The 22,195-nt window shown below is 41.2% G+C and carries 18 protein-coding genes; 5 read left to right on the top strand and 13 right to left on the bottom strand.

The features are described from left to right. Positions 1-41: 41 nt before the first annotated feature. From AQ505_RS18710 to AQ505_RS18725, 4 genes are all read right to left on the bottom strand, one after another. Positions 42-1,142 (bottom strand): alpha/beta fold hydrolase, encoded by a 1,101-nt coding sequence (locus tag AQ505_RS18710; RefSeq protein WP_062549577.1) that lies wholly within the window; start codon positions 1,140-1,142, stop codon positions 42-44. Then, positions 1,129-4,107, bottom strand: coding sequence for a tetratricopeptide repeat protein (locus AQ505_RS26720; RefSeq protein ID WP_062549578.1), 2,979 nt, complete (start codon positions 4,105-4,107; stop codon positions 1,129-1,131). The genes AQ505_RS18710 and AQ505_RS26720 overlap by 14 nt, the downstream gene beginning before the upstream one ends. Positions 4,108-4,212: 105 nt before the next feature. After that, positions 4,213-4,710 (bottom strand): coiled-coil domain-containing protein, encoded by a 498-nt coding sequence (locus AQ505_RS18720; protein ID WP_062549579.1) that lies wholly within the window; start codon positions 4,708-4,710, stop codon positions 4,213-4,215. Positions 4,711-4,914: 204 nt separating this feature from the next. After that, positions 4,915-5,283, bottom strand: coding sequence for a DUF1508 domain-containing protein (locus AQ505_RS18725; RefSeq protein WP_062549580.1), 369 nt, complete (start codon positions 5,281-5,283; stop codon positions 4,915-4,917). A 205-nt stretch (positions 5,284-5,488) separates the two neighbouring features. Between AQ505_RS18725 and AQ505_RS18730 the strand changes: the two genes are divergently transcribed. Further along, complete coding sequence (locus AQ505_RS18730; protein WP_062549581.1) at positions 5,489-6,211, top strand: Crp/Fnr family transcriptional regulator; 723 nt, start codon at positions 5,489-5,491, stop codon at positions 6,209-6,211. On the opposite strand, the gene AQ505_RS18735 is transcribed toward AQ505_RS18730, so the two are convergent. Both AQ505_RS18735 and dnaA read right to left on the bottom strand, forming a co-directional pair. After that, positions 6,198-6,890: a uracil-DNA glycosylase family protein gene (locus tag AQ505_RS18735; RefSeq protein ID WP_062549582.1), complete on the bottom strand. Its 693-nt coding sequence runs from the start codon at positions 6,888-6,890 to the stop codon at positions 6,198-6,200. The genes AQ505_RS18730 and AQ505_RS18735 overlap by 14 nt on opposite strands. A gap of 91 nt (positions 6,891-6,981) precedes the next feature. Further along, a complete protein-coding gene (gene dnaA / locus AQ505_RS18740; protein ID WP_062549583.1) occupies positions 6,982-8,415 on the bottom strand; it encodes a chromosomal replication initiator protein DnaA in 1,434 nt (477 codons plus the stop codon). 290 nt (positions 8,416-8,705) lie between these two features. Here dnaA and AQ505_RS18745 point away from each other — a divergent pair, with 290 nt between their 5' ends. Both AQ505_RS18745 and AQ505_RS18750 read left to right on the top strand, forming a co-directional pair. Beyond that, the gene (locus AQ505_RS18745; RefSeq protein ID WP_062549584.1) at positions 8,706-9,431 is read left to right on the top strand and encodes an AcvB/VirJ family lysyl-phosphatidylglycerol hydrolase; all 726 of its coding nucleotides are present in this window, start codon (positions 8,706-8,708) and stop codon (positions 9,429-9,431) included. Between the two features lie 83 nt (positions 9,432-9,514). Beyond that, entirely contained in the window at positions 9,515-11,431 is a 1,917-nt protein-coding gene (locus AQ505_RS18750; RefSeq protein WP_062549585.1) for an ATP-dependent DNA helicase, read from the top strand. A gap of 13 nt (positions 11,432-11,444) precedes the next feature. On the opposite strand, the gene AQ505_RS18755 is transcribed toward AQ505_RS18750, so the two are convergent. From AQ505_RS18755 to AQ505_RS18770, 4 genes are all read right to left on the bottom strand, one after another. Further along, on the bottom strand, positions 11,445-12,689 hold the full coding sequence (locus AQ505_RS18755) for an MFS transporter (RefSeq protein ID WP_062549586.1): 1,245 nt from the start codon (positions 12,687-12,689) through the stop codon (positions 11,445-11,447). 2 nt (positions 12,690-12,691) lie between these two features. Beyond that, positions 12,692-12,916 carry a hypothetical protein gene (locus AQ505_RS18760; RefSeq protein ID WP_062549587.1) on the bottom strand — a complete coding sequence of 75 codons (225 nt, stop codon included), beginning with the start codon at positions 12,914-12,916 and terminating at the stop codon, positions 12,692-12,694. Positions 12,917-12,925: 9 nt separating this feature from the next. Beyond that, entirely contained in the window at positions 12,926-13,516 is a 591-nt protein-coding gene (locus tag AQ505_RS18765; RefSeq protein ID WP_062551114.1) for a TetR/AcrR family transcriptional regulator, read from the bottom strand. A gap of 146 nt (positions 13,517-13,662) precedes the next feature. Then, positions 13,663-13,854, bottom strand: coding sequence for a hypothetical protein (locus AQ505_RS18770; protein WP_062549588.1), 192 nt, complete (start codon positions 13,852-13,854; stop codon positions 13,663-13,665). 178 nt (positions 13,855-14,032) lie between these two features. Here AQ505_RS18770 and AQ505_RS18775 point away from each other — a divergent pair, with 178 nt between their 5' ends. After that, complete coding sequence (locus AQ505_RS18775) at positions 14,033-15,046, top strand: lysophospholipid acyltransferase family protein (protein WP_082461625.1); 1,014 nt, start codon at positions 14,033-14,035, stop codon at positions 15,044-15,046. Between the two features lie 51 nt (positions 15,047-15,097). Here AQ505_RS18775 and AQ505_RS18780 read toward each other — a convergent pair whose 3' ends face one another. After that, on the bottom strand, positions 15,098-15,565 hold the full coding sequence (locus tag AQ505_RS18780) for a tetratricopeptide repeat protein (RefSeq protein WP_062549589.1): 468 nt from the start codon (positions 15,563-15,565) through the stop codon (positions 15,098-15,100). A 202-nt stretch (positions 15,566-15,767) separates the two neighbouring features. Between AQ505_RS18780 and AQ505_RS18785 the strand changes: the two genes are divergently transcribed. After that, positions 15,768-18,857 carry an AsmA family protein gene (locus tag AQ505_RS18785; RefSeq protein WP_062549590.1) on the top strand — a complete coding sequence of 1,030 codons (3,090 nt, stop codon included), beginning with the start codon at positions 15,768-15,770 and terminating at the stop codon, positions 18,855-18,857. Positions 18,858-18,932: 75 nt separating this feature from the next. On the opposite strand, the gene AQ505_RS18790 is transcribed toward AQ505_RS18785, so the two are convergent. Continuing rightward, a complete protein-coding gene (locus tag AQ505_RS18790) occupies positions 18,933-19,874 on the bottom strand; it encodes an EndoS/ChiA family endoglycosidase (RefSeq protein WP_062549591.1) in 942 nt (313 codons plus the stop codon). A 47-nt stretch (positions 19,875-19,921) separates the two neighbouring features. Next, positions 19,922-22,144 carry a GH92 family glycosyl hydrolase gene (locus tag AQ505_RS18795; RefSeq protein ID WP_082461873.1) on the bottom strand — a complete coding sequence of 741 codons (2,223 nt, stop codon included), beginning with the start codon at positions 22,142-22,144 and terminating at the stop codon, positions 19,922-19,924. Positions 22,145-22,195: the final 51 nt, after the last annotated feature.

The following is a 22,195-nucleotide window of genomic DNA, read 5'->3' on the forward strand; positions in this document are numbered from 1 at the left end:
ATTTTCAGATTACCAGTAGGTGTATCCCAAATTACAATTATTTAATGAAAAGCCTTCACCCTTTTTAGAAAATCAGTCAAATCCTGAACGAAACGCTTTGGCTGTTCATAATGAATGTTATGGCCGGTATTTTCATAAACCTTATGGATGATAAATTCCGGATGTTGTGCTTGTAAAGCGGCATTTCCCTTTTCAAAAGGCATAAAATCATGGTCACTCACAGGATCCAAGATCAACATCGGCACTTTCAGGTTTCTATAAATAATTTCAGGAGCGAGCATAGACATAGATGCACCAAAGAGCGACACCTTTGTTGACCTTAATATCAGGTCAGACCATTGCTGAGTACTATTCATTTGAAACAATTCCATCACTCCTACATATATGCCCCATTGCTTTTCACCCAATTTCCTGATCCAGGCGAGTGCAGAAAACTGTGTCCCTCCTTCTTCCGGATCATAGAGGTCGTAATAAGCGTCGAAAGCGCTGGCATATACCGTATCTTTTATCGGATGCTCCATCATCATCCTGATAGTTTCCTCCAATTTAGCAGCCTCCATCTTATGGTAATGCGTATTTTGAGCCACCGAGCCACCGTCTTCTAAAATCAGTCCTAACACCTTTTCCGGATAGGCGTCATAGAAAGCTGTACTGACACCACCACCTCTGGACCAGCCGCCAATCAATGCTTTTTTAATTTTCAAGTGCTCCATCAGCTGTTTAATGTCATCGGCAATGTGATACAAGGAAACCGGATGTGCAGGAATAGCAGTCTGCCCATGACCATAATAGTCGATCGCAATCAGGTAATATCCGGCCTTCACCAGATCATCTGCCACTTTTAACAACTCATAACCATTGGTTAAACTGCCATGTGACCAGATTAAAGGAATGCCCGAAGTTTTCCCCCAGCTCAGGTAATGCAGATTCACGTTATTGGTTTGTACAAAACCACCATGCTGTTTTTCAAACTCAGCAAACTCTTTTTGAGCCTGCTGATATAGATTTTGAGCGGTTGAAATATTGGGTTTAACAGCCGCCTCCTGGGCTTTTAAACAAAATGGACTGAATAAAAGGGCAAGGAAGTAAAGGCTGATTCGGCCAATGCCTATTCCATCCGCAATTGTACTAAGGTGCAACATTGCCTAATAGCTGTTTAAAACCAGGACCTGGTGTGATTTTTAGTTTCGAAAGTTTTGTTTTCAAGGCCTCCGCCTCCTCTTTTTCTCCTGCAGCCTGATAACTCCTGATTAATTCTGAATACGCAGGAAACTGGTAGGGATTTGCTGCAATTGCTTTTTCATAAGCTATGGTCACACTGGCCTGATCTTTACTTGTACCTGCCAGAAGCTTACCTTGGGTATAGTAATAATCAGATTGGTAAAAGGGATTACCTCTAGGGGAAACCGTTTTAAACAGCGTTGCAGCCTCCTCCAAATGACCGGTTTTGATCAGCAAAAGACTATACCTGAGCTGATCTGCAGTCCACACTGTCTGATCTCCTTTTATAAATGGCAGAAGGTAGGTTTCCGCTTTTTCCTGATCGCCTTTTGTGGCGTAAAAATCTGCAATCCTCAGGTTATAATCCGTGCGTGCATTACCGGAAGCAGTTAAAATACGTTGTGCTTCTTTCAAAGTGACTATGGCTGCATCGTATTGCTGATTCATGGCCAAAGCATCCGCATATTTGTTTCTGTATTCAAAATTCTGCGGTTTCTGCTCCACCAAGCCTTTCAGGATGGCCACAGGTTCATCTGCATAACCCAATCCGGATTTCAAGACTGCAGCATACGCTATGGCATCGTCCCTGCGATCTCTGAGATAGGTGGAAACGGTTGCCCCTGTTTTGCCATATTCAGCAGCAGTGGCGATGGCTTCTGCGATCATTCCGTTTTTCTTATACATCTCCGCCAATGATAAGTTGATGCCCGCCAGTTCCTGATAATCGTCTTCCAGGCGGAATGCTTTATTCAGGTAAGCTGCTTGTTTTGAAATCCCTGTCTCCTGATCAATTTCGCCAGCAGCAAACTTTGCGGCATACAAATCCGCATAAGCCCTATAGATTGGCGCATATTTAACGTTCACCATTTCGGCCTTTCTAATCCAGTCTTCTGCGCCTTCAAATTCTCTGTTTTCTGTTTTCACTTGCGCGTAATATAGATAGACAGGCAGATAAAAAGGATCATAGGCCAAGGCTGTATCGAGGTAATTCGTTGTCAGCTGCAGATTGCTCCTTCTACTGTCCTTACTCTTATTCAGGTAAACTTCTGCCCAGTTACTGGCCATAGCTTTCCGATCACCAGCCAGATAGGCACGTTCTTTTTTGACCAATTGATCCAGAAAAGCATACATTTCCGGATCTTTAGTTTTCAGATCTGAAGTCGTATTCATAGATTTAAAATCCAGGGGATGCACTTTGATCGGCTCAAAATAAGCAGGATAAGTTTGTGCAAAATACTCACTTTCATTGTTCTGCGAATAATAATCCAGGGTTCTTTTTTCTTTCATAGCCTGATAATACAAGGTTCTGATTTTACGGCATTCCGCATCAGTGAGCACCCGTCCATGAAACAAATGAACATATTCATGAAGGATCACATTTCTTTCCAGAAAAGCACCCCGTTCTACATATTCTATTGCCGCAGCACCACTTCCTACCCCACGAATGTCCATCCATTGCCGGTTATCGAAAGTAGTCATATAGCGAAAATATGGTGCATCCATCGTCACCGCAAGGTCCTTGTGTAATGGTGGAATCCGGAAGGACTCGCCCTGCTTGGAGAGAAAAGGAAAATAAACGACTGCCGTAAACAACTGGTTCCAGGCCATTGCTTTCACGGTTTCTCCAGGGTAATAATTCACATCCGGGAAGACCTTTTGAAAATTAGCCATATCATTGATATTTTTCGTGTTCAGGGTATTCGAAATCGAGTCGTACACGACCAGGTAAGGGATTCTTTTCGATTTGATGACCGCAGATAAACCGTTATGCGCCGGACCGTAATGCTTTTTCCTAAGCAGGATTTTTCTGAATATATTCTCTGCGGAGTCCAATCTGGATTTACGATCCATATCAAAAGCGATGTAATAGATAGAGGCCCTGTGCATGCCTGGAATTACGGATGTCGGGTATTGTTTTTCTACCAGTCTGGTCGTTGCAATTGCATTTGCGACCCGCCCCTGACTTACCTCGTCATCCGCTTTTTTCAAAGCTTTTCGAATGACATCATCATCTTTCTCCGCATAATCGGCATAAGTTAAATTGGTATGTCCATTTCCCCAATGCCAGTTCGTTTGAAAATGAAGTGGATTAATGGCAAGTGCCAATTCCCATTGTGCCGCCATTGCATTCAGCTGGGTAGCATCAATTCGTCTCCAGATGGCGTAGCCATAGCTAAATCGTGCATCGGCATTATAGGGATCTAAAATAAGTGACTTTTTTAAAGCTGCCTCTGCAAGGTCCGGCTGCTGGTTCCAGAAATAAACATCCGCTTCCAGCAGGTATGCTCCTGCACTATTAGGGTTTTGCAGCAAGACCCTTTTAGCGATTGCAAGCCCTTCAATATAGTTTTTTTGAAGCAATCTTGTTCTTCCCAGCATCAGCAGCAGCTTTTCAGAGGGCCGAACAGGCTGAGAAAGCTTTTGCGCTACTTTGCCCTGATTTTTCAAAGCCTGATCTTTCAACGCTTTTTCGCATAGCGCTGCTGCTGCTGGCAATCTCCAGGCCTGAATCTCCAGAAAAGCTTTTAACAGCACCGCTTTTTCATTTTCCGGCTGTGTCTTTCTCAATTCATCTACCAGGACTTCCGCCTGCTGGAATTCATTATTTAAGATCAGGTAATCTGCAGTCAGTAGTTGATAGGCGGTGGAAGGTTTTTTATTGGCCGAGATAGCCTGTTTAGCTTCTTTCCATAAACCCAGACTCAGCATTTTCTCAATACTTTTTACCTTATTTTTAGTACTGGAAAAGTGTTTTAAAACCTCCTGCTTTTCTTTTGACAGTTGCTGCAGTGCTAGACCGGCACTATCTGGAGCAATAGTTTGCGCAGAAAGACAAAATGCCTGAAGGCAGATTAAAGAGGTCAGATAGAGGCTCAGCGTTTTCATGATTTCAAAATACTATTAAAAACAATAGGTTAGCTCCTTTATTAAAAATTCATTAGCAATCAAAAAAGCTCCCAATGGGAGCTTAAAGACCTTGACGATCAAAATCTAGTTGTTGATGTTAAATTTCATTTGATCCTCATGATATTGCTGATAACGGGTTGCAGCACCTATTTTTATGATTTCGGCGTTTATACCTCCCAATTGAGCAAATACTTCAATAAAACTATTTGAAGTTTCATTAGTTAAGACATTGAGCTTTGTTTCAATTTTATTGAATCTCTCATCCATCCTATCAAACCGCTCATCCATCTTATCGAGCCTGCCATCCATTTTATCAAGCCTGCCGTCCATTTTATCAAGCCTGCCTTCCATCTTATCGAGCCGCTCATCAATCCTATCAAACCGTTCATCCATCTTATCAAGCTGCTCATTAATTTTAATGAATCGTTTTTCAACATTATCGAATCTTTCATCAATCTTAAAAAAGTTCTCATCTGCTCTTCTTGCAATTCCACCCAGCATTGTGCGTGTAATTTCCCCATGATCCAGAATACGTAATACATTTTCCTCCAGTCCAACCAACATTTCGTTAATAGCTTCCATATTTTCCTTTTAATTAGGCTAACTTCTGTAATAAAATTTAACTAACCTGATGAATTGGTTAATATTTATTTTCTAATCAAAGCGGCTAAGATAGCATAGCGCACTCTTAGTGGCAGCAACAAAGAAAGGTCAAAAAAAAAGCAACCCTCCTGCTCTCCGCCGAAGTGTTGCTTAATCAGGAAATTTTACGCTGTTTAGAACCGCCTATTCAGCTACTAAATCTAAAGCTGCTGCTTTAGCTGCAGTCGTCAGATCATCTACTTCTGCATCATGCGTATGGCTGCGTACTGCTGCAATACTGCGTTCCATATCCAACCAGTACTCATAGTAACCACTGCGGGCAAGCACCTGATTGTCTGCGTCCTTTAATATAAAGAAAGATCCCTGCTCGTCCGTTTGTCTACTGAAACGCTGTGCAAATTGTGAATTGGCTCTTACCAATTCTACTTGCTTTTCGCAGGAAATCTTCGCGGCAGTTTTATCTGCACTATGCAACACGATATCGCCTGATTTTAGCTTTAGGTTAAAATGGAACTTGTTGTCAAGGTCTTTTATAATCTGAAATTTCGCCATCACTCTTGTTAAGTTTACGGCTACAAATTTAAGCTCATGAATTAGAAAAAACACACATCCTTGTCAATCGAAAAACTGATAATTATCAATTTAAATTGAAGTTATTACCGCAACATGACCTTTCATTACACTCGATTGCAGAAAAATTAGCAGTAACTTTGTCGCATCAAAAAGGATTCAATTCAAAGAGTAGAGAACGAGCATTATGAGCCTAGCCGGTATTTTCCCAATTGATCAATGGAATTTCAAATCCCAATCTATCCTGAAAAGCATTCCCGAAGAAGACCAGAATCGTCTTTATGCGAATATGACGATCGAGAGCTATAACAAAGGGGATGTAATTTTCAAAGAGGGTGCAGTTCCTTCCGGGATATTTTTCATCCAGAAAGGAATTGTGAAAAAGTATAAAGTGGATCGGGATGGCCGGGAGCAGATCATGTATGTTGCGGGTACTGATGAGCTGATTGGTTACCATGCCATTCTTTCTGAGCAGCGGTATCCCGATTCGGCATCTGCTATTGAAGACTGTGTAATTGCCTTTATTCCTAAAGAAGATTTCCTGGAAGTGCTCCACAACTCGGCGATTTTATCTCAGCGTTTACTGAAAAATATGAGCCATGAGTATGCCGTGCTGACCAATAATATCTCTGTATTTACACAGCGTACGGCAAGGGAAAGAGTGGCGATCACGCTGATTGTGCTGAGAGAAAAATACAAGAATGAGGAATCCAATGAGGAGGCCATCAACATTTCCCGCAGCGACTTGTCGAACATGGCAGGCATTGCCAAAGAAAACCTGGTGAGAATCCTGAAAGAGTTCAAAAATCTGGGTCTTTTGGTTTCTGAAGGCCGTAAAATCACGATTACCAATATCAAAATGCTGGTAGAAATCTCTAGTTACAGCAATAAAACCCTTAAACTTCGCTAAAAGCACGTAGGTATTTGTCGATGTACAAGGCCTTTTCCTTAGACTTATACTGCATGATATACCTGGGATGTTCCAGCGCGACAATCTTTTTGAAAAACTGATGGGCTTCGTTCACTTTTCTAAAGAAAGCCTCGTTTTTGCCTGTTCCAAAACAAAAACAGACCTCAGTTTCAAAGCCCATTTCAATTTGTTTTCGGATGTTCTCTACAATAAAAGGATAAACCGATTTCAATAAAGCCGGACTATCGTAATAATTGTAATTGGTTTCTTTGCCGTTCTCTCCTATTTTAGTAAAGCCTAATGGGCAGATGGAATGGATGTAGAACTGCTGATAAAACTGTTCTTCCCCTCCAAAAGCGGCAATCATCTCATAAATATAGGCCGAGGAAGGTTCATGCGTCATTGGCCCGGGAAAATCAATATGGCAATTGGCCACTAATCGCTTCGGATCTGTGAAAGAGATTCCGGTTTGTCCGGAACCAAAACGACCGGGATTGATGCCCAGAATCAGATGACGTGGCTGGCTATCGTGATAATATTTCTGATAAAATTCGGAAGAAGCGGCCAGGGCAAGCGGGCTTTCCTGAAAAGGATTCATGATCCTGATGCCTTCGGGCAAAGTCCCTTTATATGTCAGGCTCTTATTAAAGGCAATGATTCGTGCTGCAAAAGTTCTCATTCCTAAAGGTAAATATTTTGTACACAAAAAAGCCGGGAATGAAAGTCTATAAAGATTTCTATTCCCGGCTTTTAATATATGTTGGAATGCCTTAGCTCATTTTCAGTTTTTTCTCAATGTCATTCACATAAGCTCTGAAAGTCTTATCTGTTTGAATCAGATCTTCTACCGTCTGACAAGCGTAAATCACTGTAGAGTGATCTCTGCCACCAAAGAAGGCGCCGATAGTTTTCAAAGAAGACTTAGTCATCCCTTTTGATAAATACATAGAAATCTGACGGGCCTGAACGATTTCCCTTTTACGGGTTGGCGCTTTTAATAAATGTACCGGAACTTCAAAATAATCACAAACCAGCTTCTGGATATAATCCATTGAAACTTCTTTTGTAGTGTTTTTGATAAAGTTCTTTAACATTGATTTAGCCAGCTGCAAATCAATTTCTTTTTTATTCATGGTGGATTGTGCCAATAGCGAAACCATTGCGCCTTCCAGCTCACGAACGTTGTTGTCGATGTTATGTGCCACGTATTCTACCACTTCATCAGGAAGATCAATTCCATCTGCATACATCTTCTTTCTTAAGATCGCAATTCTGGTTTCCAGTTCAGGGATCTGAAGATCTGCTGAAAGGCCCCATTTGAAACGACTCAATAAGCGTTCCTCTAAACCGGTCAGGTCTTTTGGAGACTTATCAGAAGTGATGATGATCTGCTTGCCAGATTGGTGTAAATGGTTGAAGATGTGAAAGAAGATATCCTGAGTTTTTTCTTTTCCGGCGAAGTTGTGAATATCATCCATGATGATCACATCCATTGCCTGATAGAAATTCACGAAATCATTAATGGTATTGTTTTTCAATGATTCTACGAACTGCTGGCAGAATTTTTCACATGATAAGTAGATCACTAACTTATCAGGAAGGTTTTGTCTGATTTCATTTCCAATCGCCTGTGCCAGGTGGGTTTTTCCCAAACCTGAAGCACCATAGATCATTAATGGGTTAAATGAAGTTGCACCAGGTTTTGCAGCTACTGCATGTCCTGCCGAACGGGCAAGGCGGTTACAATCCCCTTCCACAAAAGTATCAAACGTATAGTTTGAATTCAGCTGTGGATCTACATTCATCTTTTTCAATCCAGGAATCACAAATGGATTCTTAATGTCTCTGTTCACATTTACAGGAACCGGCATAGATTGTTTTCTGTTGGTAGAAGACATGCTTCCGTTTGATGGCATATTAGTCGTATAAGGCAGTGCTCCATTTGTAGATTTATCTACCACTATATTATACTCTAAACGTCCTTCCGCGCCAAGTTGTTGTTTAACCGTTTTACGTAATAATGCCACGTAATGCTCTTCCAGCCACTCGTAGAAGAACAAACTAGGTACTTGTACAGTTAAAACGCTGCCTTCTAGCTTAAGGGCTGATATCGGTTCGAACCAGGTCTTGAAGCTCTGGGCCGGGATATTATCCTTTATGATTTGGAGACAGTTATTCCATACTTGGGTACAAGTGTTTTGCATAGGTTCTCTTTAATTTTACGGTTTTAAACTTTAAAACAGCGAATGGATCCGTTGTTTTGGGAGTGCGAAGATCATAAATTTTACTAACATTGAAGCGGAAAATTTCACCTTTTTCGTAACTCGCTCATTAGTAATTTTATACGGAGGGGATAACTTTGTCTGGCTGTGGATAACTACGAGATATCCACAAATAAAGATTTCCACATTTGAGCGTCAGGCTGAATTTTTCTCTAAATTACATTATTAAAATGAGATACGTTCCATCAAATTTATAAAGAATAAAAAGAACAATGGACCATTTCAAAACTGCGCTCCTAATTGGCATGATCGTCTTACTTTCTGGCTGTGGATTGTTTTTACGCAATAGGAAAACCACGCATGCAGGACTGGAGAGGTACGATTATGACTTACCAGTGATACTTTATCCAAGCAGTGTACCGGAGTCTGGCAAGCTGATCTTTGTCCTTTCCGGTGATGGTGGCTGGCTGGACTTTGAAGATGAGCTCGCCCAGGAGTTTTCCAAAAACGGTTTCCACACCATTGGTTTCAATACGCGGAATTATTTCTGGGAACAGCGGAGTCCAGAAGAACTTTCTAAACACTTGTTGTTGCTGTTGAGAACCTACCGCAGGAAGTACCATGCGACTGAAATCTACCTCTGCGGTTATTCCTTCGGCGCAGACATCATTCCCTTTGCTTACAACCTGCTCCCTGCCCCTGCAAAAAGAAGGATCGCTGCCATCCAGCTTTGCTCGCCTTTTGCCACCAGCGACTTTAAAGTACGTACTGTTGATTTACTCAATCTTGGTGGTGATGACAAACCCTACAAGGTAATTCCAGAGGTTGAAAAGATCAGCATTCCCATCCTCTGCTATTATGGGGAGGGAGAAGAACCGAAAGCATTAAAAGACATTTCCCTTAAAAATTTCAAACTGATGCTCTTGCCTGGCAGCCACAGCTACGAATTCCCTGCTACTCAAAAGATTGTATCCGGGCTATTGAAAAAGACGCATTGATATCTAGATATAATGATTTCTAAAACATGGATTCATTGCCTTTAATCCATGTGATTTACGAAAAATAGGCTAAATTTGCAGACATGAGTACTGTGGATTCCGCCAATGAAATTTTTGACAATGTCATCTCCTTTATAGAATATACCAACCAAAGCATTTTCCTGACCGGGAAAGCCGGAACCGGGAAAACGACTTTACTGAGGAAAATAAAAGAGACGACAGCGAAAAAAACGGTGATTGTTGCACCAACCGGTGTAGCAGCCATGAATGCCAAAGGCGTAACCATCAATTCCCTGTTTCAATTGCCTCCGGGATCTTTCTTTCCTGGAGATGTGAACCTGGCCAGTTTAAGAGCCGGCGTTGTATCCATCAAAAGCCTCCTTACAGAACTCAACTATTCGAAAGAAAGAAAAACATTATTGATGGAGCTGGAGCTCATGATCATTGATGAGGTATCTATGGTGCGCTGTGATGTCATTGATGCGGTGGATGCGATACTTAAGATGGTCAGAAAAAATGACGCACCCTTTGGCGGCGTACAGCTCTTATTGATCGGAGATCTTTTCCAATTGCCTCCGGTCACCAAAAGAGAAGACTGGGAATTGCTGAGCAGAATCTATCCCTCCCCTTATTTCTTTGAGGCGACTATCGTGAAGCAAAACCCACTATTGCAAGTGGAGCTGAAAAAGGTGTTCCGCCAAACAGAACCTGAATTCGTGGATATCCTAAACGACATCAGGAACAACCAGATCGGAGAAGAAAGACTGGCGATCTTAAACCAGCGTTTTGATCCTTTGTTTAAACAGGCAGCAGGCTCTAACCATATTATCATTACTTCTCATAATGCAGAAGCCAATACCATCAACAATGAAAAAGCAGATGAGCTGGAAGGTGAAGATTTTGTTTTCGAAGGTCAGGTGGAAGGTACTTTTAGCAACCAGGTATTGCCGGTAGAACAGTCTTTACGCCTCAAAATTGGCGCGCAGGTAATGTTCATTAAAAATGACACTGGCGACGACCGCAAATTCTACAATGGTAAAATTGGAAAAGTAAAATCAATCATAGGAGAAGAAATTTACATCTCTTTTCCAGATGAGGAAGAACCTTTATTACTGGAAAGATCGTCATGGCAGTCATTTGAATACAAAGCGAATGAAAACAATGCCATTGTCCAGCAGCAGGTCGGTGAATTTTTCCAATTCCCGATCAAATTGGCATGGGCGGTAACCATCCATAAGAGTCAGGGCTTAACTTTCGATAGTGCCATTATTGATGCAGGGAACTCCTTTGTATCCGGGCAGGTATACGTGGCTTTGAGTAGAGTGAGGACCTTAAATGGTTTGATTCTCCGTTCAAAAATCAACAAAGAAAGCCTGCGTTCCAATATCGAAGTACTCAACTACATGAAACTGGGGAATGTAGATTCCTTAACGGATTTCCTGGCCGCAGCTCAGGAAAGATATATTATTCATTTGTTCAGCAGTGCTTTCTCTTTTAATGAACTCACAGATTCATTTGAGAAGTTAAGTGCAGACCATGAGGTCATGAAGTCTACAGATCCGGAATTCAGATCGATGATTGGCAACCTGAGCAGGTCTATTGAAGCCTTACAGCAGGTCTCCATTCGTTTTCAATCTCAGCTCAGACAGCTTCAAAAAGAGAGTGGTTTGAAAGATCCATCTGCCATTCATACCAGGATGGATGCGGCTTATAATTATTTTGCGAAAGAACTCAGCCTGCAAGTCATCAATCTTTTAAACAAGCATATCCGTACCAAACCGAAAAACAAGTCAGATCAAAAACTGGTGTCGCTGTTTACACAGCATCGTTTAGTAGCAGACCATAAGATTTATAAGATACGGGCTGCGACAGAGATCGCGGCAAAGCCGGAACATTGGGAAAATCAGCATGAACTGATGAAAAAGATTCAGGACTTATTGAAAAAGAAAATGAACTCGCCTGGGGCGGCACAAAATGCCACCACCATGCAATTGTTCTAATGCGATTAGTTTTTTAAGCTTGTCCTTTCTTTTTCACCATCACGTTTACCCGATACACGAAGAAACCACAGATTATAATCAGTACAGAAACTACGATGCCTAAGGTATCGTAATGCTGCAGCGGACTGCTTTTTGTTTCCTGCGTCACAATTAATCCGGCACAAAGGGCAGCTATACCGCCTGCTAACTGCTGTAAAGAGGCGTTCACACTCATGAATGCTCCCCTATCTTGCTGATCTGGAATACTCATCGTTAAGGTAGTTGCAGGAATCATCCGGCTCATAATTCCCATAAACAGGACCGTATTCAAGAGCACCACCTGCCACAAGGGGACTGGTGTCATATTGGTATAAATCAGGATCATGACCACTGCGAGCAAAGAGCCTGCGCAAAAGATCATAAATTTATCCAGCTTATCACTCAATTTACCAATCAACGGCATCATGATGATGGAACCAAGACCGGTAAACATAAATACCATCGGTAATTCCTCCTGACTGATATTGATATTATTGATTAAATAAGCACTTCCAAAAGGCATCAGCATGAATCCTCCGACGCTTAAAAAAGCTGTGGCGAGGAATCCGGTTTGATAGGATGGATTGGTAACCGCATGCCAAAGGTGTAAAAAGGCATTTTTATCCGATTGAATGGCCAGGTGTTTATCGATGGGTTTCACCTTAAACAGCACTGTTAATGCGATTCCAATGGCCAATAGTACAATCATGTAAAAAGCGGCATGCCAACCCCAGATATTCGCCAGGTAAAGGCCGATAGGAATTCCTAAAATCTGACTGGCAGCAAAAGCCATTTGTACAAATCCCATCACCCTGCCGCGTTGATGAACCGCAAAAAGATCGGTAACGATGGTCATAGAAATCGCGCCAATTACACCGCCAAACAGGCCAGTTATAATTCTAGCACCTAATAACATCTCATAAGTGGTAGACATGGCGCAGCACAAAGTACCGACGATAAATCCAGTATAGAAAAATAGCAATAGCTTTTTACGGTCAAATTTGTCGGCAAAACCGGCGGCTAAAATCCCGGAAGCTCCCGCACTAAAAGCGTAAGAAGAAACCACGAGGCCGAAACCTTTTGGCGTAATCGACAAAGATTTCATCAGGAAATCACCCAATGGGGCAAGCACCATAAAATCCAGTACGATGGTAAATTGCAGCAAGGCCAGTAAGACAATGACTAGTTTTTGATAACCAGAGAACGGCGGCGCAATCTGGCTGGCTATATTTTGTTCCATTTTTAAATTAATTCTTCGCAGTGGTAACCATGTTGGCTAACCAATGCAATCACATCGTTTAGCTGCAGCTCATTTGAAACAATTCTGAGTACGCAATCCACATCTTCCTGATCTACGCTCCATTGGTTAATTTCATTTTGCTGCATCAGCTGTATCATAAATTGTTTGTCACTTTCTGTGCGGATATTCGTTTTGAATAACAACACGTTTAATCCATTAATTTCCATGTTGGTGGTTTATTTTTTAAAAGCTTTCAATACTAACTCAAAAGAAGACCAAAGGATTTCATCAGTCAGGATGAAGGGCCTCCCGCCAATGCTTCGTCCTTCGTTATGAAAACGAACCAAGGCATATAGGGGACCGAAAGCAACCGACCAGTAGGTTTCCATAGGCATGGCATCAACCTCTCCTTTGGCCACTGCCCGCTCCATAAATACACCCAGGGTTTGCCTGAATGTTTCTGTCATGGTTTCGAAAATCTTTTCCTGATAGGTAGAAGTTCGGAGCTGTTCAATCATCTGACAGGTCAAGGGGTTTTCCAGCATCGCCTTTGCGCGGTTTTTCCATTGATGTCTCAACCCGTCGGCAAAAGAAAACTCAGGGTCAAAGCCCTCCAGCATCATACTGCTGATCTTTTTAGTCTCTTCAAGACCTATCTGGAGGATCAGGTCATCCTTATCCTTATAATAAATGTATAAAGTGGCCACAGAAATGCTACAGGATTTTGCCAGTTTAGCCATGGTAAAGCCTTCAAAACCGACTTTCACCAACAGCGCCACAGCCTTCTCCTTAACCAGCTCAATTTTATTTACATCTCTGATTCTCATTCTTTTGTTATTGGGTAACAAATATAAATGAATATTCATTTAGTTATGAAAAGAATTAAAAATAATTTTTTGTCCATAAAAAAACCCGGCCTATATAGGCCGGGCTGATGTTTTTTAGATACAGTAATTGTATCTTTTTTTATTTCTTATCCCTCAATGGCATCAGCCAGGCTGGAACCATCCTTGGTCAGTACTTGAAAATGATTGTCTTTTGATAACTTTAATAATTGATGGATAAAGGCAGTTGCATTAGGATAAACGGTCTTGTCGAACTTTAAAATAGTTTCAATTTTGTTTACTGCATTTACATACTCGTCGGTTATTTCTTTTTGATTCATAACAGTTTTAAATTTAAGGTGAGATTTGATTAAAGAGGTGCAAAATTCAGGCCATCTCCTATATTTTATGTATCAAATTATTGTTACTCAACATTTTCCCGTTTTTCAAAAACCTTCATCACTTTTTATTGTTGTTGAAAGATATTCCTGATGGTGTCTTGGCCAAAAGATTCAATTTATGATTCAACAACAAGGTAAATCAATTCACAAAAAAGTGAATCATTCCATGGAGCCAAAAAACGCTATCGGTTTTTTCACCCGATTCAACTCTAAAATCGGCATCCTTCTCCTGAATTCATTATCCAGGCTTCCTTTTCCTTTGCTTTATTTGTTTTCAGACTTCCTATACCTTGTCATTTACAAAGCTGCTGGCTATAGAAAATCAGTGGTTCGGAAAAACCTGCGCAATGCCTATCCTGACAAAAGCGCTGCAGCATTAAAAACCATAGAAATTGCTAATTATAGATACCTGTCTAGAATCATGGTGGAGATCTTCAAAATGCGTACGCTCTCTGAAAAAGAGCTGAGCCGCCGTGTAAGATTCAAAAACATAACACTGGTTGCCAAACATCTGGATCAGGGCCAAAGTATTCTGATCTGCTCCCCACATTACGGAAATTGGGAATGGTCTGTACTGGCTATGGCTTTACACGTTAAAGCGCACATTTACACCATTTACAAACCACTAAGTAACCCGCTGTTCGACAAATGGTTTTACCAGACCCGGAACCGGTATGGCAATACCATGGTTCCCATGCGCCATACTTTGAGGGCGATCAAAGACAGTGAAAATGAAACCTCCATATTCTGTTTCGCCAATGATCAGGCGCCACCAAAGGAAGAATCTCACCATTGGGTGGATTTCCTGAATCAGCCCACGGCCTTCCACCTTGGCGTAGAGAAGATTGCACAAAGAACAAAACGTCCGGTTTTTTACGCAGCAATGAAAACGATTAAAAAGGGATTTTATGAGATTGACTTTGCAGCGATCTCCTTAAGTCCGGAACAGACCAAACCTTTAGAAATCACAAAAACTTACGCGAGAAAATTAGAAGAAACACTAAATGAAGCTCCTCCTTATTGGCTTTGGACTCACAAACGATGGAAACATCAGCCGGAAGCCAATCAAACAGAAAACATACAGATGGAAAGAATTTTAAATATAAACGACTCAACATCCCAGTTTGTATAAACCTATACAGCGGGATGTTGAGTCGTTTATTTATAATTTGCCAGAAGAACTCTAGCCTTGTGCTTTTAACTCTACATTGGCTTTTAAGAAGTCAAAATATTTGTCTTCTTCACCATAGAAGATACCGTCTGGTTCTAGTAAATAAGCTTTTAAAAGATAGTCTTTCGTTTTTTCTTTATCGCCTTGCTCCAAGTAACATTCTCCTAAACGCAGCATGATAAAAGGGTTGCCATTTACATCTTCTTTGGTATTGCTTTTCGCAATTTCGAAAAAGCGCAATGCTTTTTTGAAATCATCCTGAAGAAAATAAGCATCTCCTATAGAAGCATTCAACCAAACACTTTGGATATATTCATTTTGAGGCTCAGGAATTAAAGCCAATGCTTCTTCCCATGCGCCGATAGCACTATCAAAATCATCCTCATCAATATATTCATTTCCAATTTCTGAAAGCTTTAGGATCTCATCCGCTACCTCGGTAGAAAGCTCTGGGGTTGCACCATTTACTGCTTCACTCATAATCTTATCTTTAAATTTTCAGGCATCATAGCATGCCCGTTACAAATACAATATTCGGCTTTTTTTTGGGGAATCCCATTCTCCAGCCGATTTTCTCTCTTGAATTTCCCCCATCTACACTTAAATACATCCAATTTACCGATATGTTTTTAAGCCATAAAGAATTACCTTTGCCGCTTAATACCTTAATATACACACAAGTTTGAAAAAAGTTCTTAAAATTACGGGGATCACCCTCTCCGCTATCGTATTGCTCTTATTTATTGTCCCTTACCTGATGCCCAAAACCATTTCCAAAACCGTGGAAAAATGGGTGAATGGGAATATAAAAGGAGAAGTCCATTTTGAAGACAGTAGTTTATCCTTCTTCAGGCACTTCCCTTCCTTAACTTTAAGTCTGCAGAATTTCACCTTAAAAGGCTCAGCACCATTTCAACAGGATACCTTGTTGCACACTAAGGAACTTGCCTTCAGAGTGGATCTGAGTACGGTATTTTCAGATCAGATTAAAATTGATCAGGTTTTTATTAATGAAGCCGATATCCATGTGAAAGTAGATGAAAAAGGAAATGCCAATTACAATGTGTATGAAAGCAAGCCGGATAGCACGCAAAAAGCACCGGAAAATAGCAATACCGCCATTAAAATCGAGGGGATCTTTATCAAAAAAAGTAACCTGACTTATAATGACCAATCGGTACCCATGCTGATCAGCGCCAAAGGTTTAAACTATTCCGGACAAGGCGATTTTAGCAAGGCGATCTTTGACCTGAAAAGTCAGGCCAATATAGACAGCCTGGATGTGGTATATGCGGGTTCTCCTTACCTACTGGGTAAAAAAATCAATGCCAAATTGCTGACTAAGATCAACACCAATTCACTGGATTTGATGTTTGATGAAAATGATTTACAAATCAACTCTTTACCTATTCATTTTGTTGGCCGTTTCTCTTTTATTAAAGATGGCTACGACATCAATTTCAAAACGAAAGCAAAAGAAACGGATCTGCACAATATCTTTTCGGCCTTGCCTCCAGAGGTAGCCAGCCGGGTAGAAAAAACAAACATCAAGGGTTATGCAGAAATTGAAGCTTCTTTAATCGGTAAGTACCTGGCGAAAAGCAACACTATGCCTACGGCAACTTTCAATATGAAAATCCGAGACGGTGAAATTTCTAACCCTAAAGCTCCGGAATCCATCAGTAAATTATACCTGAATCTGCAGACGAAGTTACCAAGTTTAAACATGGACAGCCTCAGCATCAATATGGACAGCCTGTATTTTAATATGGGTAAAGACCATTTGAGTTCTGTGGTCAAGTTAAACGGCCTGGTAAGCCCTGAGATCTACATTAAAACCCGCGCCTCCATTGATCTTGAAAAATGGGGCAAGATTTTCAGTGTAGACCTGATCAGAGGTCATTATGATATCGATTTACATGCAGATGGAAAATACAGCAAAAAAGTAGTAAGAAGTGGTATCAGAAAAGTAGATACTGTAATTGCCAGCATCCCTAAATTTCGCCTGTTTTCTAAAGTAACCAACGGCTATTTTAAATTCGCTTCTTTACCCGCAGCAATCGATAAGATTAATTTCAGTATCAATGGCCAGAATCCTGACGGAAACTACAAAAATACGAAGATTGAAATCAGTAATATCGACATTCAGGCTTTGAGCAGCTATATTCGTGGATCGGCAAAACTGCAAACCGCAGAAAACATGCCGGTGGATGTGCAGCTCCAATCTATGGTCAATTTTGCAGAAATCAAGAATTTCTACCCTTTAAAAGATTTAGAATTGAACGGAGAACTTCATGTAGATCTGCAAAGTAAAGGAGGCTACAATAAGCTTAAAAAACTATTCCCGGTCACTACTGCTTCGATTCAACTGGCTAACGGGAGGATTAAAACTGCGCATTTGGATCAGCCTTTAGAGAAAATCGTAATTGATGCCGCATTGGTCAATAAGGATGGTAAACTAAAAGGCACTCAATTAAATATCAAACCGATTTCATTTCAAATGGCTGGACAGCCCTTCATGCTGAAAGCAGATGTGAAGAATTTTGAAAATGTGGCTTACCATATCAGCTCAAAGGGAACCATTGACATCGGGAAAATGTACCAGTTATTTGCTGTAAAAGGATACCAGATAAAAGGTTCTATTTTCAGCAATGTTTCTTTTAACGGATTACAAAGTGACGCCATGAACGGACGTTACCATAAATTGAATAACCATGGGCGTGTGGTGATCAAATCCTTAAACCTGGAATCCGATCTGTTTCCAAAAACGTTCCTGATCCGAAATGGTGTCTTCTCTTTTGCGCAGGATAAGATGAAGTTTGAAAACTTTCAGGCCAGTTATGGTCGATCCAATATCAGCATGAAAGGCCATCTGGGCAATATCATCAATTATGTATTGTCTGATAAAGCAAAACTAACCGGAAACTTTAGCATGGATACGAAGGCTTTATATGCCGACGAGTTTATGGCCTATAATGGCGTTCCGGTGGAGGCATCAGGCAAAGCTATGCCGAGTAACGGGGTGATCATCATCCCTGGCAATCTGGATGTGGAGCTCCTTGCAAATGCAGGTACCGTTTATTACAACGACCTTAAAATTAAAGATGCAAAAGGCACATTGGCGCTCAATAACGGTGTGATGTCATTAAAACAGGCCAGCTTCAACCTGATTGATGCGCCGGTAGTGATGGATGCGACTTATAAAAGCTTAAGTCCAAAATCGGCAACATTCGATTATCACCTGACGGCCAAAGAATTCGATATTGCGAAAGCTTATAAAGAGATCAAATTATTCCGGGAAATGGCTACTTCTGCCGGGAAAATGAAAGGAGTGATTGGCCTGGACTACCAGCTTTCGGGTAAACTGAATCAGGACATGTTCCCTGTCTTCCCTTCTTTAAAAGGCGCAGGTCTCCTCTCGGTAAAGAAAATCAGCATGAGTGGATTTAAGCTGATGAATGCGATAGGAAAAGCGACCAAAAGGGATAGTTTGAGCAATCCGGATCTTTCTGAGATCAATATCAAAAGCACTATTAACAACAACATCATTACCATTGAGAGGTTTAAGATGCGTGTTGCGGGCTTCAGACCACGTTTTGAGGGCCAGGTGAGCTTTGATGGGCGCTTAAACTTAAGCGGCAGGCTCGGTCTTCCTCCTTTCGGATTGATCGGCATTCCATTGAGCATTACCGGAACTCAGGATAAACCTAAAGTTGCACTCAAAAGAAACAAAGACGCAAAACTCGAAGAAACGGAAGACGATACCGAATAAAAAAATAGCAGTAATCTTTTAAAAAAACACCCTGCAGCCTAAAGGTTGCAGGGTGTTTTTATTGGAGACCTTTAATTAAGGATTCATCAATTTAATCATGCGTTTTGTAATTGCATAATCCGGCGCCACAATACTATTGGTGATGTAAGGAATGTCGCGGTCTATCGCGTAAGAGAATACCCCTCCTTTTATACCTTGTGAAGGCTGCCAGGCTGCATATTTATAACACCGGCTTTGGAAAGTAGGATCCGGAAAAACTACGTCTCCCCAATTTGAACCATTCTCCTCGTAGAAAGAAAAGCCTGGAAGGAACTTATCAGGAGTTATGTAAGCAGCATACAAATTGAAAGTACTCGTTAAGTTTGCTGTACTCCTGCCATAAGCTTGTAAAAACGTATAGTCAAAACATTTATAGCTCTGTGTAAAGAAGCTGGTCGGGTTTTGATTGGTATCATAAATGAACTTTTTACCGGTTCCGGATTTTGGTCCGAAATACTTAGATAGCGCTTTCGTTGCCGCCACCTTTTTGGTTAACGTTGTCCCTGTAGGGTTACTTTCAACGTCAATATCTATCCCATCCAGGTTGTATTCTACCACCCATTTATCATTTATTGATTTTGCCCATAAGGCATAACCTGTAGAATCCTGTGCGCCCGTAGTGGTTGCACTTCCTAAATCCCCAATGGTAATGATTACTTTGGTGCCTTTGTTGTGTAAATAAGGGACATAATTAGTTTTCAATACGTTCCAGTAAGCATTTTCAGGCGGTGTATAATCAGGAAAAACCATGACCATGTCCAGACTATCTGGCAATCGGCGCATACTGGTCGTATTTCCTGTTGCCGTCACGCTATCGCGCCAGGTTCGGTAATAGCCAACTGACAGCTGATGCGAACTATTTTTGTAATCGATTAAACTTCCTGTTGCCAGGATCCCTCTTGACTCGCCCGACTTCTTACAAGCCACACCGAAGCAAGCTCCGGCCACAACAATTAAACACATTTTCAAATTTTTCATTACCATTGGTTTAATAGGGTTAAATTATAGGTTAGTTACATTGCATTTTATTTTAAGGTGATCGATTTAGGACGGTCTGCTGGGTTTACACCCCAGGTACTGGATGGTTTGCTGCCCATATATAGGATCAACGTACCACCTGCAACCAGGTCCTTGTGTAATAGATATGACTTCTTATAAGGTTTGCCATTTAACATGGCCTTTTGGATATACTTGTTTGTCTTGCTGTTGTTCACCGTTTTCATTTGAAACTTCTTGTTTCCTGGCAAAGTAATGACCGCCTCGTTTACTGTCGGAGAACCGAATACATACATTCCATTTGCTGGATTAACCGGATAGAAGCCCATTGCAGAAAACACATACCAGGCAGACATCTGACCTAAATCTTCATTGCCGCAAAGACCATCAGGCTTATTGGTATACAAAGAATCAGTGATCTGACGCACACGGTCGGCAGTTTTCCATGGCTGACCAACAAAAGCATATAGATAAGGGATATGGTGATTCGGTTCATTTCCTTGTGCATATTGACCGATTAATCCGGTAATATCAGGTGAACTTCCCTCCCCCATCTCTGAGCTCATGCTAAATAAAGTATCTAATTTTTTAGAAAAAGGTTTGTCGCCACCAAATAAAGCGATCAGTCCTTCAGGATCCTGAGGAACCAACCAGGTATATTGCCAGCCGTTTCCTTCGGTATAATCATCCTCACGGTGTTTCGAAGAAACCGGATTAAACGGTGTACGCCATTGTCCGTTTTCTAGTTTACCACGCATAAAATTAGTCTTGGTATCGAAGTACTTGCTGTACAATTTTGCGCGCTCAGAGAAGTATTTGTAATCTGCCTCTTTACCCATTGCTTTTGCCATCTGGGCAATACACCAATCGTCGATTGCATATTCCAATCCTTTAGCCACAGATTCAATCACCCGGTCTGAAGGAATATACTCCAGTTTTGCAGGGTACTCAATCCCTTCCACTTTCTGCATCGCAGAATGCTTGATCGCTTCATAAGCCAGGTTCACATCAAAGCCTTTAAAACCTTTTAAGTAAGCGTCCACAATAATTGGAACCGCATGGTAACCGATCATTGTATTGGTTTCATTTCCCATCAGGTGCCATACCGGAAGTTTTCCTTGCTGCTGGTAAATTGCCAGAAATGAATTCACTACATCGGATACTTTATCCTGATGTAATATGGTAAATAAAGGATGGTAAGCACGGTAAGTATCCCACAATGAAAAAGTGGTATAGTTGGTGAATCCAGGTTTATGGTACACCTTTTTATCGGTTCCTCTATAATCGCCATTCACATCATCGAAGATGGATGGTGCGATCATCGTATGATATAATGCGGTATAGAAAGTCTTTTTAGTTTCTTCATCGGCATTGATCTTCAATTTAGAAAGTTCATTTTCCCATTTGTGATCGGCTTGCTGATGTATCTTGTCAAAATCCCAGCCTGGAATTTCGGCAGTGATATTGGCCAGCGCATTTTCGTAACTCACTGGAGAAAGTCCGACTTTAAGTTTCAATACCGCCTGGTTAATGGCACTGAAATGTAATACCGCTTTTACTCCTTTACCTTTCAATTCTTTGTCATTTTTTGACATGCTGCTGCTATCAGACAGCGCTAAGCGGCTCAGTGGCTGAGAGATTTTTACGGCAAAATACAGGCGTTGGTCATTGGCCCATCCTTTAGAAAAACGGTAACCTACCAGCGTTGTGGCATCTAATTGTTTGACATAAGTTTCTACTGGAACATCCCATCCTACACCTGCTTTCAGGTCGATCATCACATGTGGCTGATCCTGAACCTTGTCAAAGGTATATTGGTGAAAGCCTACCCTTTCAGAACTGGTCAATTCAGCTTTAATTTTGTATTTATCCAGCATGACACTGTAATATCCTGCTTTAGCCTCCTCATGATCATGAGAGAAAGTGGACACATAATTTTGTTGTGATGGACCTGTTGCCGGCATTACCAGAATATCATTCAGGTCGCCGATTCCAGTACCACTTAAATGGGTATGAGAGAATCCAATAATGGTATTACTGGCATAATTGTAACCACTGCACCAGTCCCAGCCGCCGAAAACATTAGTCGGCCCCAGCTGAACAGCCCCAAAAGGGACGTTAGCGCCAACGAATACGTGGCCATGAGCCGCAGAGCCAATATGTGGATCTACGTATTTGGTGAGTCCGTTTTGAGCAAAACCCTGCCCCACAGAAAGCAGGATGCCCAGAAATAAAAGGTATTTACGCTTCATCAATTCTTAGTATATAGTGAATATTGGCGCCGAAGTTACAAATATTTGTCC

The organism is Pedobacter sp. PACM 27299 (assembly GCF_001412655.1).
Taxonomy (GTDB): Bacteria; Bacteroidota; Bacteroidia; order Sphingobacteriales; family Sphingobacteriaceae; genus Pedobacter.

Bases quoted from the DNA above. Each gene is read 5' to 3' on its own strand.
- AQ505_RS18790 (WP_062549591.1), bottom strand. From the start codon at position 19,874: ATGAAAAATTTGAAAATGTGTTTAATTGTTGTGGCCGGAGCTTGCTTC.
- AQ505_RS18755 (WP_062549586.1), bottom strand. From the start codon at position 12,689: ATGGAACAAAATATAGCCAGCCAGATTGCGCCGCCGTTCTCTGGTTAT.
- AQ505_RS18765 (WP_062551114.1), bottom strand. From the start codon at position 13,516: ATGAGAATCAGAGATGTAAATAAAATTGAGCTGGTTAAGGAGAAGGCT.
- AQ505_RS18750 (WP_062549585.1), top strand. From the start codon at position 9,515: ATGAGTACTGTGGATTCCGCCAATGAAATTTTTGACAATGTCATCTCC.
- AQ505_RS18710 (WP_062549577.1), bottom strand. From the start codon at position 1,142: ATGTTGCACCTTAGTACAATTGCGGATGGAATAGGCATTGGCCGAATC.
- AQ505_RS26720 (WP_062549578.1), bottom strand. From the start codon at position 4,107: ATGAAAACGCTGAGCCTCTATCTGACCTCTTTAATCTGCCTTCAGGCA.
- AQ505_RS18720 (WP_062549579.1), bottom strand. From the start codon at position 4,710: ATGGAAGCTATTAACGAAATGTTGGTTGGACTGGAGGAAAATGTATTA.
- AQ505_RS18735 (WP_062549582.1), bottom strand. From the start codon at position 6,890: ATGAGAACTTTTGCAGCACGAATCATTGCCTTTAATAAGAGCCTGACA.
- AQ505_RS18770 (WP_062549588.1), bottom strand. From the start codon at position 13,854: ATGAATCAAAAAGAAATAACCGACGAGTATGTAAATGCAGTAAACAAA.
- AQ505_RS18780 (WP_062549589.1), bottom strand. From the start codon at position 15,565: ATGAGTGAAGCAGTAAATGGTGCAACCCCAGAGCTTTCTACCGAGGTA.
- AQ505_RS18725 (WP_062549580.1), bottom strand. From the start codon at position 5,283: ATGGCGAAATTTCAGATTATAAAAGACCTTGACAACAAGTTCCATTTT.
- AQ505_RS18775 (WP_082461625.1), top strand. From the start codon at position 14,033: ATGATTCAACAACAAGGTAAATCAATTCACAAAAAAGTGAATCATTCC.
- AQ505_RS18730 (WP_062549581.1), top strand. From the start codon at position 5,489: ATGAGCCTAGCCGGTATTTTCCCAATTGATCAATGGAATTTCAAATCC.
- AQ505_RS18795 (WP_082461873.1), bottom strand. From the start codon at position 22,144: ATGAAGCGTAAATACCTTTTATTTCTGGGCATCCTGCTTTCTGTGGGG.
- AQ505_RS18745 (WP_062549584.1), top strand. From the start codon at position 8,706: ATGGACCATTTCAAAACTGCGCTCCTAATTGGCATGATCGTCTTACTT.
- AQ505_RS18760 (WP_062549587.1), bottom strand. From the start codon at position 12,916: ATGGAAATTAATGGATTAAACGTGTTGTTATTCAAAACGAATATCCGC.
- dnaA (WP_062549583.1), bottom strand. From the start codon at position 8,415: ATGCAAAACACTTGTACCCAAGTATGGAATAACTGTCTCCAAATCATA.